Source organism: Longimicrobiaceae bacterium (assembly GCA_035696245.1).
Lineage (GTDB): Bacteria > Gemmatimonadota > Gemmatimonadetes > Longimicrobiales > Longimicrobiaceae > DASRQW01.
This window is the reverse complement of sequence record DASRQW010000156.1, coordinates 1-16701: the sequence shown is the minus strand read 5'-3', so window position 1 is coordinate 16701 and position 16701 is coordinate 1. Positions and strand designations below refer to the sequence as shown.

The window sequence follows — 16701 nt, the reverse complement described above, 5'->3', positions numbered from 1 at the left end:
GAACGGCAGGCGCACGCGGAGCCGCGGAGGGCGCGGAGAACGGCAAGAAAGGTGATGTGTTCTCCGCCGTTCTCCGCGGCTCCGCGCCTCCGCGTGAGACCCGCCGGCTCGGCAGCGGCGACATCCGTTCATCACCTGAACGTAATGAACCGGGAGATGCGAACGCGATCGCATCTCCCGGTTCTTACGTCGTCCGCGTGTTCTCGGACGATGAGCCTCCGTTCCTTCAGTCGGCGCGGAGGGCGAGGGCGGGGTCGGTGCGGGAGGCGCGCCACGACGGGGCGAGGGTGGCGAGCACGGCGGCGAGGAGCAGCGCCGCGGCCACCGTGGCGTAGACCGCCGGGTCGCGCGGCGACGTGTCGAAGAGCAGCGGCGTGACCAGCCGCGCACCCGCGAGCGCCACGGCCGCGCCCAGCAGCGTGCCCGCCAGCGCGGTCCGCACGCCTTCGCCCAGCACCAGGCGCAGGATGTCGCCGGACTGGGCGCCCAGGGCAACGCGCACCCCCAGCTCGCGGCGGCGCTGGATCACGCCGTACGCGGTGACGCTGAACAGGCCGATGGCGGCCACCAGCAGCGCCAGCGCGCCGAACGCGGTGAACATGGTGGCGCCCAGCTTCCACGGGCGCACCTGCGGGTCCAGCGACTGCTGCAGCGTCTTCACCTCCACGTACACCAGGTCCGGGTTGCGCCGCTCCAACTCGCGGCGCACGCGCTCGGTGGCCGCCAGCACGCCCGCGGGCGACGCGTCGGCCAGGCGCACCAGCAGCATCCGCCCGCCGATGCCCTTCTCCTGGCCCAGCGGCAGGTAGTACTGCATGGCGGGCTTCTCCTTCAGCTCGTAGCGGTGCGCGTCCTCCACCACGCCCACCACGCGCGAGCACGGCGCACCGTCCACCAGCAGGCAGTTACCCAGCGGGTCGCGTCCCGGCCACAGCAGCCGCGCCATGGTGGCGCTCACCACCGCCACGCGCTCGCCGTTCGCGCCGTCCGCCGCCGTGAAGCCGCGGCCGCGCACGACGCGCGTGCCGATGGTGCGGAAGAAGTCCGGCGAGACCGCCGCGACGTACGGCCCGCCGCCCTCCAGCGAGGGGATGGAGTCCATCCCCGGCACCTTGAGGTCCACCCCGAACGACGAGTAGAACGGCGTGCCTATGGATACGCTGGCGCCCGCCACGCCCGGCAGCCTCCGCACCGCGTCGAGCGCGTCGTCGTACGCGCGGTCGCGGCGCCGGCGCTCCAGCTTTCGCGCGGAGTCCGCCGCCGCTCCCTGCGCCGGGTCCGACGCCTGGTGGGCCGAGGGCGGAGGCTGGCGCACCCACTCCATCGACGCCGCCAGCACGCGCGCCGGCTCGAAGCCCATGGGCGTCGCGTTCACCCGGCCCAGGCTGCGCACGAACAGCCCGGCGCCGATGAGCAGCACCACCGAGAGCGCCACCTGCGCCGCCGCCAGCGTGGTGCGCAGCCGCGACCGCCGGGCGCCGCCCTCCGGCGAGCCGGCCTTGAGCGAGCCGACCACGTTCGCGCCGGACGCGCGCAGCGCCGGAACGAGGCCCACGCCCAGCCCCACCAGCAGCGCCAGCGCCACGCTCAACGCCGCCACCCGCCCGTTCACCGGCGGCGTGGTCCACTCCACGTCGCCCAGCAGCGTGCGGCGCACGAGCTGCCCGCCCGCGTGCGCCACCACCAGGCCCGCCGCGCAGCCCGCCAGCGCCAGCAGCGTGCTCTCCAGCAGCAGCAGCCGCACCAGCCGCGCGCGGCCGATGCCCAGCGCCACACGCACCGCAGCCTCGCGCTCGCGGCGCATGGCGCGGGCGAGCAGCAGGTTGCCCACGTTCGAGCAGGCCACCAGGAGGACCACGAGCGACATGCCCAGCAGCCAGCGCGAGACCACGACCTCCATCCCCTCCTTCGCGTCGTCGCCGAACGTCAGCGGGCCCGCCGAGACGGAGCCGGCCGCCTCTTCCTTGTTCTTGCCGTCGTAGCTGCGCCGGAACGCCGCCGTCGCGTCCGCGCCCGCCTGCTCGCGGGTGACGCCCGGGCGCAGGCGGCCGACCACGTGCATCCACTGCGCGAACCACGTGGTCGCCCAGTCCGGCATCACCCGGGCGGACGAGAGGCTGAGCGGCACCCACGCGTCCATGCGCTCCAGGTTCACCCCGGTGAAGCCCGGCGGCGCCACGCCCACCACGGTATACGGCTCGCCGTCCAGCATCACCTGCGTGCCCACCACGCGCGGGTCGGCGCCGTACGCGCCGCGCCACACTGCGTCTCCCAGCACGGCCACGTGCTCGCCGCCCGAAGCACGATCCTCGTCCTCCCCGAAGAAGCGGCCCACCTGCGCCTTCACGCCCAGCAGCGGGAAGAGGCTCGCCGTCGCGTTGGTCACGCGCACCCGCCGCGAGCCCTGGCCGCGGCCCAGCGTGGCGTCGCGCGCCGAGTAGCCGGCGAAGCCCTCGAAGGCGTGGGCGTGGTCGCGAAGGTGCGCCAGCGTGACGTAGCCCGACGTGCCGCTGGTCAGCTCGCCGATGCCGTCGTAGCGCACGGTGGTGTAGATGCGCACCACGCGGCCGGGGTCGCGCACGTGCTCCGGCCCGCGCAGCAGCAGCCGGTCGATCACGCCGAACATCGCCGCGTTCGCGCCGATGCCCAGCGCCAGCGTCGCCACCACGAACGCAACGAAGGCAGGCTCCCGCCGCAACCCCCGCACCGCGTGCCGCACGTCCTGCCGAAGCCCGTCCCACCAGTCCCGCAGCCGCATGCGTGCCTCCCGTCGCGTGGCGGCGCGCAGCAGCTCGGCCCGCGCCTGGTGTGGCTGTCCGAAGCGCCGGGCCGCCTCGGCGCGCGCCTGTGCCGGGGGCATGCCCCGGCGCGCGAGCTGCTCCGCGCGCAACTCCAGGTGCAGGCGGATCTCCTCGTCCACCTCCTCCTCGCGCAGGTCGCGGCGCCAGGCGCCCAGGCTGAACGCCCTGCGGATGCCCGGGCGGATCACGTGGGGGCCGGGGCGGTGAGGATGCCGGTGACCGTGGCCGCGTAGCGCACCCAGCGCTCCGTCTCGGCGAGCAGGTGGGCGCGGCCGGCGGGCGTGACCGTGTAGTAGCGGGCGCGCCGGTTGTTCTCCGTCACGCCCCACGCCGCCTGAACCAGCTCGCGCGCCTCCAGCCGGTACAGCGCCTGGTACAGCGCCGAGTCCTCCACGGCGATGGCGCTGCGCGAGCGGTCCTCCAGCCACGACGTGATCTCGAAGCCGTGCATGGGGCCCCAGCTCAGCGCCCGCAGCACCAGCAGGTCCAGCGTTCCCTTCACCAGCGGCATCTGCTCGGGCACGGTTCTCCCCTCCAGTTTCTCCCCTGAGATTCTGTAGGGAATATGCGTGCGCCGCGTTTCCTCCGTCAAGAGTTCTGTTTCGCCCGCGTTCCTGGTGGATGTGGCTTGGTCCGCCGGGCGATCTCGGTCGATGAGCGGCAGTGGGATCTCGTCTCCGTACGCCTCCAAGCGGTTCGGGAGATGATGATCGGCGGTCGATGATCGTTCCAGCCGCGTCCGGAGTGGCTGTCGGGAAATCCCCGATGGTGGCGCTGGGGCCGAGCGGGTAGTTTCCTCCGCCCGTGCTTCCGCCCGCCGCCGGCCGTTTCCGCCGGGGCCTCCCGTGTCATACCGAGAACGTCCGTGCCCCTGCATCTCCCGACCGCGCCCGCACAGGGCGAAGCCGGTGCCCGCCACGACGCGTCCCGCCGGCATTCGGTGGTGGCGAACGAGGATGGCATCCTGGTGCTGGGGTGCTTGATCGCCATCATCCTCGTGCTCGCCATCGGGGTGCTGCTGGGCAAGGTGCTGCGCGTGCAGTACAGCGACGACGTGCCGGTGACCGGCCGCGAGGTGCGCTGGGCCCGCCGCGACGTGGACGTGACCTACGGCGTCTACACCACGGGCCACCTCGCCCGCGGCGACTCCGCCTGGGTCGAGCCGGTGGACGGCGGCATCTCGGCGGTGTTCGCCGGCAAGGCCACGCAGGGCGTCGTCGGCTTCGTCCCGGACACCGTCCTTCGACCCCGCCGGTAGATTCCGGCACCGACTGTGGATGTGGATCGATCGAGAAAACGAGAAGGGCGGCCACTCACGGCCGCCCTTCTCGTTTTCCTCAGGACCTCGCCATCCTCTCCGCAGCAGGCCGCGCAGCGGCCTTCGGGCGGGCTCCGACCGCACCGAGTCTCCGGATGCGTCATAGGCTACGATCTATCGACGTGTCGATCTCGTCCCACCCCGATCACGACGTCGGGATCGACCGATTCCGCGTCACCGCCGCCATCTGAAGCGGAGCGGATGCGATGAATCGCACCCATACGCGTCGGAACTTCCTCGCGGGGTTCATCGGGGCGAGGATCGTCAGGCTGGCGGGGGCGTTCGTTCGGTCATCTCGGTGAGGCGGGCGACGTTATCGGCGGTGATCATCTCGCCGACGAGGCGGAAGCGGATGCGGTCGCCGTCCACCAGCGCGAGCGTGGGCACCTGGCGGATGCGCAGTGCCTCGGCGCGCGCCTTCTCGGGCTCGCGGTCGGCATCGAGCATCTCCAGCGGCACGCCCATGGTGCGGGCGATCTCCTCCGCCACGGGCGTCTTCTCGTGGCACACGCCGCACCAGTCCGCCCTCAGATACACGAGCTGCACGGCATCTCCCGGCTGAGTGTTGTCCCGCGATGGAGAGGCCGCCGCGCCGCCGCTCATCCATCCCCCAGCATGTCCACGATCTGCTGGAGCGAGTCCGCGTCTTCGGGCTTCTTGTCCGTGCGCCAGCGGACCATTCGCGGGAAGCGCACCGCCACGCCGGACTTGTGGCGCGGCGAGCGCTGGATGCCCTCGAACGCCAGCTCGAACACCAGCTCCGGCTTCACGGTGCGCACGGGCCCGAACTTTTGCAGCGTGTTGCGCCGCACGAACGAGTCCACGCGCCGGATCTCCTCGTCGGTCAGGCCGGAGTACGCCTTGGCGAACGGGACGAGCTGGTCCCCGTCCCACACGCCGAACGTGTAGTCGGTGTAGAGCGATGCGCGCCGGCCGTGCCCGCGCTGAGCGTAGATGAGAACCGCGTCGATGGTGAACGGCTCCACCTTCCACTTCCACCAGTCGCCCCGCCGCCGCCCCACGCGATACGGCGAGTCGGCGCGCTTCAGCATCAGCCCCTCCGCCCGCACCTCGCGCGAGCCGCGGAAGGCGGTGCGGATCCCGTCCCAATCGCCCGCATCCACCATCGGGGACAGCGGCATCCGCGCCGCCGCGGCGGACGGAAGCGACGCGAGAAGCTCCGCCAACCTCTCTCGCCGCCACGCCATCGGCCGCTCGCGCACGTCGTCGCCGCCAAGCTCCAGCAGGTCGTACGCGACGAGCACCACGGGCACCTCGGCCAATATCTTCGGCCCCAGCACCTTCCGCCCGATGCGGCGCTGGAGCTGCGCGAAAGGCATCGGCGCGCCGTCCATCCACGGCAAGATCTCGCCGTCCAGCACCGTGCCGTCCGGCAGGAACGCGGACGCCTGCTCCAGCTCCGGGAACCGCTCGGTGATCAGCTCCTCGCCGCGCGACCAGATGTACGTGCAGCCGCGGCGCCGGACGACCTGCGCGCGGATGCCGTCCCACTTCCACTCCACCTGCCACTCCGCCGCCTCGCCCAGCGTCTCCGGCTCCGCCTCCAGCGGGTAGGCCAGGTAGAAGGGATACGGCCGGCTCACGTCCGCGTCGGTCGTGTCCGCGCCCAGCAGACGCGCGTAGAACTCCGCCGTGGGCTCCCATGCGCCCATCAGGCGGTGCGCGACGGCGGCCTCGTCCACGCCGCTCACGCGGCCCAGCGCGCGCACCACCAGGCTCTGCGACACGCCCACGCGGAAGCTGCCGGTGATCAGCTTGTTCCACACGTACGCCTGCGGCCCGTCCAGCTCCGCCCAGGCGCGCAGCAGCTCGCTGCGTTGCGTGGCCTCGTCCTCGCCCTTCAGCGGCAGCAGGCGCTCCTCCACCCAGTGCCGCAGCGGCAGGTCGCTCGATGCGCCCGACGGCGGGAGGAGCAGGGCGATGGTCTCCGCCAGGTCGCCCACGGCCTCGTAGCACTCCACGAACAGCCAGTCCGGCGTGCCCGTGGCCTCCATCGCCCACTCGGTCAGCTTGCGCGAGCCCACCAGCCGCTTGGGCCGCCTCCCGCTCAGGAAGTGCACCGCCCACGCCGCGTCTTCCGGCGGCACGGCGGCGAAGTAGCGCGCCAGCGCATCCACCTTCTCGTTCGTCTTGGTGGTCTCGTCCAGCGCGGCGTACAGCTCGGCGAAGGCTCTCAACGGAGCCCCCTCCCAGCTCGCCCAGGCTCGCTACCCTCCCCCAAAACTGCCTGGCGGAGGGTTGGGTTGGCTCCGCGCGATGCGTGGAAGCTGAAGCGCGCGCGGAACTCAACCCGGTGAGGCTGTGGCGTTGCCTCCCTGCGGGTGATTCCCGGCGGTGCGTGGCGCCCACGACGCCCCCTCCCGCCTCGCCTAGGCTCGGCACCCTCCCCCACAAACTGCGTGGGAGAGGGTTGTCGATGCATCATCGCGCAGCCGGGCTCCGGTCGCGCCGAAGGCTTCGGGGTTAGTCCGCGAAGGCGGACTTTGCGAAGTTGTTGCCGCGGTTTCAACCGCCAGGCATGTCGTCTCCGCATCACCCCTCCTCCGCGAAATCCGGCACGTCCTCTTCGGCCATCGTCTGGGGAGATGCAGTTGCGGCCGAAGTCTCGGCATCTCCCGACACGCCTTGCACCGTCTCGTCCGCGACTGCGTCTGCTGCCGCGGCGTCGGTCGTGACGGCGACGTCGGCCTCGTCGGATTCGCCTTCCCAGCGGCTGGCGATGGCTTCGGCGCGCAGGCCGCGGTCGCGCAGCCAGCGGACCACGGGCTCGCGGTAGCCGTGCGTGACCCACACCGTCTCCGCCCCCGTCGCGTCGACCGACGCGAGGAGCGACGGCCAGTCCACGTGGTCCGAGAGCACGAAGCCGCGATCCACCGAGCGGCGTCGGCGGGCGCCGCGAATGCGCATCCACCCGCTCCCGAAGCCGGTGGACACCGCGCCGAAGCGCCGCATCCACGGCGTGCCGTTGGCGGAAGGCGGCGCCAGGATCATCGCCCGGCTCCAGTCGGTGCCCTTCTCCGCCTCGCCCACGTAGCGGCTGGGGGGCAGCTCCACGCCGCTCGCGCGGTAGTCGCGGTTCAGCTTCTCCGTGGCCCCGTGCGCGAAGATCGGCCCGATGGACGGGTCCAGCCCCGCTAGCATCCGCTGCGCCTTGCCCAGGGCGTAGCCGAACAGGACGCTCGCCTTGCCGGCCTCCTGGTTGGCGCGCCACCAGGCGTTGATGTGGTCGAACACCTGCTGCTGCGGCGCCCACCGGTAGATGGGCAGCCCGAACGTGCTCTCCGTCACGAAGCCGTGGCAGCGCACCGGCTCGAACGGCGTGCAGGTGGGGTCCGGCTCGGTCTTGTAGTCGCCGCTCACCACCCACACATGGCCGCGGTGCTCCACGCGCACCTGCGCCGAGCCCAGGATGTGCCCCGCCGGGTGCAGCGAGATGCGCACCCCGCGCACCGTGAGCGCCTGCCCGTACTCCACCGTCTGCACGTGCGCGCCGCTGCCCAGGCGCGTGCGCATCACCCGTTCGCCCTCGCGCGAGCCCAGGTAGCGGCGGCAGCCCCAGCGCAGGTGGTCGCCGTGGGCGTGGGTGATGACCGCGCGGTCCACAGGCTGCCACGGGTCGATGTAGAAGTCGCCCGCCTCGCAGAACAGCCCCCTCTCCGTCAGCCGCAGCATCGCTCTCCCGGTGGTCTGGTCCGCGCCCCGTCCGCCGCCCTTCGCGCAGTTTTCGCACCGCGCAGACGCTCGGGAGATGCGCGGCCGTCCATCTCCCGCGGCGTGTCGACAGAGCTTCGGCAGATGAGCGGCGTCCGCCCGGCGAAGGTCGGTAGATGTGCCCCGGCCTTGCATCCGCCGCCGCGAGCGATGAACATACCGGCCGCCCCGCCATCTCCGCCGATGCGTGAGATGCGATCGATCTCACCGGCCCCGCCTTCCCCCGACCGACGGACGATGACCGACAACGTGCCCGTGTGGGACGATGCACCGTGGACGCCCCTGCCGCGGCTGGAGGGCGACGTCACGGCGGACGTGTGCGTCGTCGGCCTGGGCGGCTCCGGCCTCTCCGCCGCCGGCGAGCTGCTGGGGGTTGGCGCGAGCGTGGTGGGGATCGACGCGGGGATGGTGGGCGGGGGCGCGGCTGGGCGCAACGGCGGCTTCCTGCTGGCGGGCATCGCCGCGTTCCACCACGACGCGGCGCGGGAGCTGGGGCGCGAGCGGGCCGCCCGCATCTACCGCCTGACGATAGACGAGCTGGAGCGCATCGCCGCCGAAACGCCGGACGCGGTACGCCGCACCGGCTCCCTCCGCGTCGCCGCCTCGGCAGACGAGGCCGCGGACTGCGACGCCCAGCTCGCCGCCATGCGCGCCGACGGGCTGCCGGTGGAGCCGTATGAGGGGCCGGAAGGCCGCGGCCTGCTCTTCCCGCTCGATGCATCGTTCCAGCCGCTACGCCGCTGCCGCACGCTCGCGACCCGCGCCATCGCCGCTGGTGCGCGCCTCTTCGAGCACTCGCCCGCCGTCTCCATCTCGGGAGCTGCTGTCGCCACGCCCGCCGGCACCATCCGCTGCGGCGCCGTCATCGTCGCGGTAGATGGGCGGCTGGAGCGCCTCCTCCCCGAGCTGGAGGGCCGCGTCCGCACCGCACGCCTGCAGATGCTCGCCACGGGGCCCGCGCCGGAGGTCTCCATCCCCCGCCCCGTCTATTCGCGCTACGGCTACGAGTATTGGCAGCAGCTCCCGGACGGCCGCGTGACCCTGGGCGGCTTCCGCGACCACGCCCTCGACGCGGAGTGGACCCACGCCGCCGAGCCCACCGACTTCATGCAGTCGCTCCTCGAGCGCTTCCTCCGCGAAACCATCGGCGTCCGTGCAACGGTTACGCACCGCTGGGCCGCATCGGTCGGCTACTCGTCCACGCTACTGCCCGTGCTCGACGAGGTCCGCCCGCGCGTCTGGGCTGCCGGCGGCTACCGCGGCACGGGCAACGTGGTCGGCGCCCTCTGCGGCCGCGCCGCCGCCCAGCTCGCGCTCACCGGCACATCCCCAATCGCCGACGCGCTGGCCGAGCACCCGGCGGACCATCCCGCCGCGCCCACATCTGCCGCCGCATCCTGACCGCCGCACCGATGCCCGTGCTCCGCACCGATCTCCACGCAGCAGGCCACGCAGGGTGGCCTTCGTTCCGTCGTAGGCGCGTCTTCAGGCGCCAGGCGCTGGGCCGCGATGCCGCTTCCGGCACGCCGTGATCTCGCCCGAACAGCATCTTCGGCCGGGTTACCCTGATGGCCACCATCCGCCTCGGTTCGCACGCCATCGAATACGCGTTGCACGGCCCGTCTCCGGAAGATGGCGCGCCCACGCTCGTCTTCTTCCACGAGGGCCTGGGCAGCGTCGCGATGTGGCGCGACTTCCCGGCACGCGTGGCGGAGGCGACGGGGCTGGGCGCGCTCGTCTACAGCCGGCGCGGCTACGGCGGCTCGGACCCGCTGCCGCCGCCCTGGCCCGTGACGTTCATGCACGCCGAAGCCCAGGAAGAGCTTCCGCGCGTGCTGGACGCGTTCGCCATCCGCGACGCCATCCTCGTCGGCCACAGCGACGGTGCATCCATCGCGCTGATCCACGCCGGCAGCGCGCACGCCGAGCGCATCCGCGGCATCGTCGTGGAAGCCCCGCACGTCTTCGTGGAGGACGTCACCGTCGCCAGCATCGGCGCCGCCCGCGACGCGTTCCAGGCGGGCGGGGCACTGCGGCGCGGCCTGGAGCGCTACCACGGCGCGAACACCGAGTCCGCCTTCCGCGGCTGGAGCGGTGCCTGGCTCGATCCCGCCTTCCGCGCCTGGAACATCGAGTCCTATCTGCCGTCCATCCGCGTCCCCGTCCTCGTCATCCAGGGCGAGAACGACGAATACGGCACCCTCGCCCAGGTAGATGCCATTCAGTCCGGCTGCGCCTCTCCCGTCACCCGCCTCGTCCTCCCCGCCTGCGGCCACTCCCCCCACCGCGACCAGCCCGCCGCCGTCCTCGCTGCAATCACGACTTTCGTCCGCGGCTTGCTCGACGGCGACAACGACGACGCGTCGTAGCGAGCCCGTGAGAGCGCCGTCGTCACCGCCCGGGCGCGTGAACGCGCGGGCTATGAAGGCGCGAAGACCGCTGCGCGGCCTGCTGCCGAGAGTCCTGTGCAAGCCGACGCTGCTTCTCCTTCCGCAACGATCACAGCCCCGACCAAACCGCCGATCCGCACCGATCTCCCCGCCGTAATTGCCTTCTCCCGCTTGCGGGAGAGGGTGGCGGCTCTCAGGCCGCCGGGTGAGGGCCGTGCATCAACCCCGTCCATCTGTTAAACTCCCGGCGCGACACAGAATCCCCAGATGCACGGCGGAGCACCTTTCCGCGCACGTCCCGAGCGAGCCGAATGATCCTCAAGCGCTTCTACGACGAGAACCTGGCGCAGGCCAGCTACATGGTGGGCGACGCCGGCGAGGCGCTGGTGATCGACCCCGCGCGCGACGTGCAGCCTTACGTGGACGCCGCGGCCGCCGAGGGGCTGCGCATCACCCGCGTCGCCGAGACGCACGTGCACGCGGATTTCGTCTCCGGCGCGCGCGAGCTGGCGGCCCGCACGGGCGCCCGCCTGCACCTGTCCGCCGAGGGCGACGCGCGCTGGCGCTACATGTACGCGAGCCGCGACGGCGCCGTGGAGATGCGCGACGGCGACACGTTCCAGGTCGGCCGCATCCGCGTTCGGGCCATCCACACCCCCGGCCACACGCCCGAGCACCTCTGCTTCGCCGTCACCGACACCGCACAGGCCGACCGGCCGATGGGCATCTTCACCGGCGACTTCGTCTTCGTGGGCGACGTCGGCCGCCCCGATCTGCTGGAGAAGGCCGTGCACGTCGCCGGCTCGGCCCAGGGTGCGGCGCGCGACCTGTTCCGCAACGTCGAGCGGTTCCGCGCGCTGCCGGACTACCTCCAGCTCTGGCCGGGGCACGGCGCCGGGTCCGCCTGCGGCAAGGCGCTGGGCGCGGTTCCGCAGACCACGCTGGGCTACGAGAAGCTCTTCAACCGCGCCTTCCAGGTGACGGACGAGGATGCCTTCGTGGAGATGGTGCTCGCCGGCCAGCCCGACCCGCCGCGCTACTTCGCCGAAGTGAAGCGCATCAACCGTAACGGCCCGCCCGTCCTGGGCGACGCGCCCCGCCCGCCGCGGCTGGACGACGCCCGCCTCCAGCCGCGGCTCGACGCGGGCGAGATGGTCATCGACACACGCACCACGGCCGAGTTCGGTGCGGGGTTCGTTCCCGGCACGCTCAACTTCCCGCTCAACAAGTCGTTCGTGACCTGGGCCGGCTGGCACGTCCCGTACGACGCCGCCATCTACCTCGTCGTCGCCGAGGCGCGCGTGGACGAGGCAGTCCGCGCCCTGCGCTCCATCGGCGTCGACCGTGTGGAAGGCTGGTTCGACACGGCGACGGTAGATGCGTGGACGGCCGCGGGCGGCGAACCGGGCACCATCGCCCATGCGACGACCGACGAGGTCGCGGCGATGCTGGAGCGCGGCGAGGTGGAGGTGATCGACGTTCGGCGGCCGGAGGAGTGGGAGGCGGGCCACGTACCCGGCGTGCGAAATGTGCCGCTCGGCCGTCTGGCGGAGCACCTGGACGAGCTGCCGTCCGATCGCCCCGTCGTGCTGCACTGCCAGGGCGGCGGGCGCTCCGGCATCGCCGCGAGCGTGCTGCGTGCCCACGGCGTCCGCGACGTGCTCAACATGACCGGCGGCTTCGGCAAATGGCAGGCATCCGGCCTCCCCGTCGAGCACGGCGCGCCCGAGCACGCACCCGACTGACCGCATCGCCGCACCACGAACGGAAGAGGCGCCCCCGCGAGGAGGCGCCTCTTCGTTTTTCGGTAGATGTGGATCGGGCGATATCACCCGGCTCCGATCTTCGTCTGCCGCGTTACCGGCCCTTCGGCAGGTGCGCCAGCGCGGGGCGATGCCGCGGCGCCATCGTGAGGCGCCAGTGGCGGCTGCCCGCGGCGGCCTTCGCGCGGATGATCGCGTACCGCGCGACGACCAGCGGGAGCAGGACCGGCGGGCGGATCTCGTAGCAGCCTTCGCTCACCCGCTCCAGCAGCACGAACCCTCGGTCTTCCCAGCTCAGCACCACGATGTGCTCGTCCTCGTGCGCCCGGAGCGCGCCTACCAGCAGTGCAGCGACGGCCAGCAGCAGGCCGGAAGCCAATGCGAACAGGAGCATGTTCCCTCCTCTGTGTAGCAGTTCATGACGCACCCTTCACCTGTGCCGATCTGCCAATCCCGTGCCGCTGCCACGCCTCCACCCTGCGCCGGAACGACAGCCGTACACCGCAGATGCGCACACCGCGCATCCCCCTGCTGCACCACCAGTTCCCCGGCGTGCCGGCTGTGATGATGCTATCGACCTGTCCGCGGACTCGGGTTGATTCCTGTGCTCCGCCCATCTTGCGGATAGAAAACCTTGCCGGTTTCCGTTCATCGAACGCGATTGGAATCGCTGCCGGAAGGCACCTACGGGGAAACCCGTTGACAGACTCATTGGGCGCATGTATCCTACTGGAGAACCCGTAGCGAGAGGAGGGAAGATGACGGAAGAGCACCGCCTGACGCACCGCGAGCTGGACGTGATGAGCATCCTGTGGCGCGAAGGCTCGGGCACGGTGGCCGAGGTGCGCGCCGGGCTGGCGGACCCGCTGGCGTACACCAGCGTGCTGTGGGTCCTCCAGACGTTGGAGAGCAAGGGGCGCGTGCGCCACGCCAAGGAAGGCCGCGCGTACCGCTACTACCCGGTGACCGACCAGGACGAGGCGGGCGGAAGCGCGCTGGGGCGCATCATGGACAAGGTGTTCCATGGCTCCGCGGCCATGCTCCTGGCGCAGCTGGTGAGCGAGCGCGCCCTGCCGCCGGAAGAGCTGCAGCGCATGCGCGACCTGCTGGACGAACGCCTCGCCGAACGGGAGGAGCCGTGACCGCCGCGTGGATGCTGCGCGCCGTCCTGGCCGCGGCGCTGCTGGGGCTGGCGGGCCTGTGCGTGGAGCGCGCGGCGGCGTGGTGCGGCCTGCCGCGCCGCTGGGCGTGGGCCGCCGCGCTCGCCACCTCCGTCCTCCTCCCGCTGCTTTCGCTGTGGATGCCGGATGCGCTGCCCGGCGCCGCCATCCCCATCGGCCTCGGGGCGGGAGACGGAGCAGCCGCGGGCGCTCTCCCCGCCGCCGTGGGACCGGCGTCCGGTTCCGCCAGGTTCACGCTGCCTCCGCTCCGCGTCGTCCTACCCGTGCTGTGGATGGCGCTCTCGGCAGCGTGGGTGGCGTCGCTCGCGGTGGGCTACGCCCGGCTCCGACGGGTGCGCGAGCGCTCGCCAGGCGCGTGGGCGGACGGGGTCCCGGTGCGCGTGGCGGACACGGCCGGGCCCGCCGTGGTGGGCCTCCTCCACCCCGCCATCGTCCTCCCCCGCTGGGCGATGGAGGCACCGCCGGAAGAGCGCGGGCTGATCGTCCGGCACGAGCAGGAGCACGTGCGGGCGGGAGATGCGTGGCTGCTCGCGGTGTCCGCGCTGGCCGTGGCCGCGATGCCTTGGAGCCCCGGGCTGTGGTGGCAGCACCGCCGCCTCCGCCTGGCGGTGGAGACCGACTGCGACGCCCGCGTCCTGCGCGCCGGCGCCGACCTGCGCGAGTACGGCCGCGTGCTGTTGGGCGCCGCGTCCCGCGAACCCTTCCCCATGCTGCCCGTCCCCTCCTGGACGGCGGCGGCGTCCCACCTCGAGCACAGGATCGTGACCATGAGCGCATCCCGCCCCAAGCACCCGCTCGCCCGCGCCGTCTCCGCAACCGGAGTGGGCCTGGCCCTCGCCCTCGGCGCCTGCGCCGTTTCGTCGCCCTCCCCCAGCGTACCGCAACCAGAACGCGTGGTTACCGAAGGCGGCTGGTCTTCGCTGCGGCGCGAACCCAAGCCCGGGGAGGAGGTGATAGAAGTCGAGATGAAGGCAGAACCTTCGACCCGGCCTACCCCAGGCTTCCTGCCTTACTTCGACGTCAACCTGATCGGCCCTCATGCGTACCATCCGGGCGAGCGCTGGCCCGTGTACCCGCAGGTACGCGGGATCAAGCAGGGTTCCGCCGTGCAGCGTGCCGGGCTTATGCTGGGCGACACGGTGCTCACCGTGAACGGCAGGGACATGCGCGAGTGGGACGTGTTCCATGACGCGCAAGTGGGCACCGTCTACACGCTGCACGTGCGGCGGGCGGGCCAGGAGCGCGACATCACGTTCGCCATCGAGCCCGACGCTCCCGCCCCCGGCCGCCGCTAATCCGCGGTCACGGAAGCCCTGCCGGACGACCGCGTTCCCAACGGGAGAAGCGTAGCTCCCACGTCATCGGATCGACCAAAGGCCCCGCCGCGCTCGCGACGGGGCCTTCTGCCGTCCATCCACCGCACTTCCACTGCACTTCATCTCCCTGCCGTCCCGCCGGGCCGTGCAGCGCGCGGCGAACCCGGCGAGACGGCTTCACATCTACCGGTCCATGACCGCTACGGCTTGACGGTGACGGGCGGGCCGGCCACGAGCACCGGGGCCGAGTGGGCCACGGCGAACTGGTTGTACGCCGCGACGTCGGTCTGCACGAGCTGGTTGTAGCGCGCCAGGAACTGGTTCAGGCGCGCGCTCACCTGCTGGATGTTCTCCATCAGCAGCGGGCTGGGCGCCTGCGGCGGCCCGCCGAACCCGAAGCCCAGGCCGGTGAGCGTGCCGTAGAAGTCGCTCAGGTAGTGGATGTCGTCCTGCACCACGCCGCGCTGCACGTCCGGGTTGTAGATGGAGTCCGAGAGCGCCCGCAGCTGCCGGTCCAGCGCCCGCCCGCGCGCCAGCACCTCGGGGCTCCCCGTGCCGTCCTCGCCGCCGTACAGGCGCGCGGTGCCCTGGAGCTGCGCGCGCAGCGAGTGAAGGCGGTTCAGCATGGTGTTCAGCGCCGAGACCTGGTGCTGGAGACGGCGAGACGCCGCGAGCTGCGCCTGTCCCGCCGCCACGTCGTACGCGAGGTGGGGATCGGGCAGCACCTGCACGGGCGCCGTGCGCGTGACGCCGTTCGCCGTCACCACGGCCGTGTATGTGCCCGGCAGCGCCGCGAAGCCGCCGCGCCCGCCGCCACCACCCCCGCCGCCCTCGCCCTGCGTCTCCTGGTCGAAGTCCAGCCGCGTGGGCCCGGCGTAGCGAAGGTTCCACACGTAGCGGTTGATGCCCTTCTCGCCGGGCGCATCGCCCGTGGCCACCGTGTCGCCCGCCGCGTCCAGGATCACCACGCGCACCGGCCCGCGCCGCCCGCGCCCGCCCGGCCCTCCGCGCCCGCCTCCGCCCGCGGCCGGATCCGAAGCGGTGTCCGCTCCGGCCGCCGGGCTGCTCGGGACTCCGGTCCCACCCATCTCGGCCGACGCGCCCGCGCCCGGGCGTCCACCCGCGCGTCCGCCGGCCTGCGCGCCGGCCCTCGCACTCGCACGGACCGAATCTCCCGTCCCCGCGCCGCCGCCGCGACGGGCGCCGGAAGCCGCTTCGGCCTTGTTCGCCAGCCAGTAGTTGATCACGGCGCCGCGCGGCGCGGCGGGCACCTGGAACTGCGCGGGATCCACCGCCTGCGGTGTGCGGCCCCACGTGCTCGTGGCCGGCAGCGGGCGGAACAGCTCGAAGGCGCTGCGCTCCACGTCCGCTGTCAGCTGCTCCACCGGCGACAGGTCGTCCAGCACGAACAGGCCGCGGCCGTGCGTGGCCACCACCAGGTCGTGCGTGCGCTGGGCGAACTTCAGGTCCCACACCGGCGCCGTGGGGAAGGTGTTGAAGCGCGTCCACCGCGCCCCACTGTCGCGCGACCACCACAGCGCGTCGTCGGTGCCCAGCACCAGCAGGCCGCGCTGCGACGGGCTCTCGCGCACCACGTGCGCCGGCTGGTCCGCCGGCAGGCCCGCGTCCATGCGCGTCCAGGTGCGCCCGTAGTCCGCCGTGCGCAGCACGTACGGGTGCATGTCCGCGAACATGTGCCGGTCCAGCGCCGCGTACGCCACGCCCGCGTCGAACGGCGACACGCCCACCTGGTAGAACCGCCCTTCCGCCGGCAGGCTCGGCATCCGCGGGCGCGTGTTCGTCCACGTACGCCCGCCGTCGCGCGTGACCTGCAGGTTGCCGTCGTCCGTGCCCACCCAGATCACGTTCGCGTCGCTGGGCGCCAGCGTGACGGAGAGGATGGTGTTGTACGTCTCCGCGCCGCTGATGTCGTGGTTGATGGGGCCGCCGGAGATGCGTTGCTTGCTCTTGTCGTTGTTCGTCAGGTCCGGCGAGATCGTGTTCCAGCTCCGCCCGCCGTCGGTGGACCTGAAGAGCACGTTGGCGCCGATGTACACCTCGTCCGCGTTCGTGGCCGAGACGGCGATGGGCGTCGTCCAGTTGAAGCGGTAGCGCAGCTCCGCGGGCGGCGTGTCGCTCGCGTCCTGGAGGTACGGGCGGATGGAGCGCGAGGTGCCGCGCACCAGGTCCAGCCGCTGCG

The 16701-nt window shown here is 72.5% G+C and carries 13 protein-coding genes; 6 read left to right on the top strand and 7 right to left on the bottom strand.

Going from position 1 to position 16701, the window contains the following annotated elements; all coding sequences use genetic code 11:
* Positions 1–226: 226 nt before the first annotated feature.
* Positions 227–2989, bottom strand: a complete 2763-nt coding sequence (locus VFE05_07200) for an ADOP family duplicated permease (protein HET6229842.1) — start codon at positions 2987–2989, stop codon at positions 227–229.
* Complete coding sequence (locus VFE05_07195; GenBank protein HET6229841.1) at positions 2986–3324, bottom strand: PadR family transcriptional regulator; 339 nt, start codon at positions 3322–3324, stop codon at positions 2986–2988. The genes VFE05_07200 and VFE05_07195 overlap by 4 nt, the downstream gene beginning before the upstream one ends.
* 342 nt (positions 3325–3666) lie before the next feature.
* Here VFE05_07195 and VFE05_07190 point away from each other — a divergent pair, with 342 nt between their 5' ends.
* Complete coding sequence (locus VFE05_07190) at positions 3667–4059, top strand: hypothetical protein (protein HET6229840.1); 393 nt, start codon at positions 3667–3669, stop codon at positions 4057–4059.
* Positions 4060–4383: 324 nt separating this feature from the next.
* On the opposite strand, the gene VFE05_07185 is transcribed toward VFE05_07190, so the two are convergent.
* The 3 genes from VFE05_07185 to VFE05_07175 all read right to left on the bottom strand — a co-directional run bounded on the left by VFE05_07185 (position 4384) and on the right by VFE05_07175 (position 7812).
* Complete coding sequence (locus tag VFE05_07185) at positions 4384–4665, bottom strand: thioredoxin family protein (protein HET6229839.1); 282 nt, start codon at positions 4663–4665, stop codon at positions 4384–4386.
* A 53-nt stretch (positions 4666–4718) separates the two neighbouring features.
* Positions 4719–6317 carry an ATP-dependent DNA ligase gene (locus tag VFE05_07180; GenBank protein ID HET6229838.1) on the bottom strand — a complete coding sequence of 533 codons (1599 nt, stop codon included), beginning with the start codon at positions 6315–6317 and terminating at the stop codon, positions 4719–4721.
* A 355-nt stretch (positions 6318–6672) separates the two neighbouring features.
* Positions 6673–7812 (bottom strand): ligase-associated DNA damage response exonuclease, encoded by a 1140-nt coding sequence (locus tag VFE05_07175; protein ID HET6229837.1) that lies wholly within the window; start codon positions 7810–7812, stop codon positions 6673–6675.
* 276 nt (positions 7813–8088) lie between these two features.
* Here VFE05_07175 and VFE05_07170 point away from each other — a divergent pair, with 276 nt between their 5' ends.
* From VFE05_07170 to VFE05_07160, 3 genes are all read left to right on the top strand, one after another.
* On the top strand, positions 8089–9252 hold the full coding sequence (locus VFE05_07170) for an FAD-dependent oxidoreductase (protein HET6229836.1): 1164 nt from the start codon (positions 8089–8091) through the stop codon (positions 9250–9252).
* Between the two features lie 167 nt (positions 9253–9419).
* The gene (locus VFE05_07165) at positions 9420–10220 is read left to right on the top strand and encodes an alpha/beta hydrolase (GenBank protein HET6229835.1); all 801 of its coding nucleotides are present in this window, start codon (positions 9420–9422) and stop codon (positions 10218–10220) included.
* Between the two features lie 332 nt (positions 10221–10552).
* Entirely contained in the window at positions 10553–11986 is a 1434-nt protein-coding gene (locus VFE05_07160; protein HET6229834.1) for a rhodanese-like domain-containing protein, read from the top strand.
* 112 nt (positions 11987–12098) lie between these two features.
* On the opposite strand, the gene VFE05_07155 is transcribed toward VFE05_07160, so the two are convergent.
* Complete coding sequence (locus VFE05_07155; protein HET6229833.1) at positions 12099–12398, bottom strand: hypothetical protein; 300 nt, start codon at positions 12396–12398, stop codon at positions 12099–12101.
* Between the two features lie 364 nt (positions 12399–12762).
* Between VFE05_07155 and VFE05_07150 the strand changes: the two genes are divergently transcribed.
* Positions 12763–13146 carry a BlaI/MecI/CopY family transcriptional regulator gene (locus VFE05_07150; GenBank protein ID HET6229832.1) on the top strand — a complete coding sequence of 128 codons (384 nt, stop codon included), beginning with the start codon at positions 12763–12765 and terminating at the stop codon, positions 13144–13146.
* The gene (locus VFE05_07145) at positions 13143–14480 is read left to right on the top strand and encodes a M56 family metallopeptidase (GenBank protein HET6229831.1); all 1338 of its coding nucleotides are present in this window, start codon (positions 13143–13145) and stop codon (positions 14478–14480) included. The genes VFE05_07150 and VFE05_07145 overlap by 4 nt, the downstream gene beginning before the upstream one ends.
* A gap of 221 nt (positions 14481–14701) precedes the next feature.
* Here VFE05_07145 and VFE05_07140 read toward each other — a convergent pair.
* The coding region (locus VFE05_07140) for a hypothetical protein (protein ID HET6229830.1) at positions 14702–16701 on the bottom strand (2000 nt) is incomplete at its 5' end.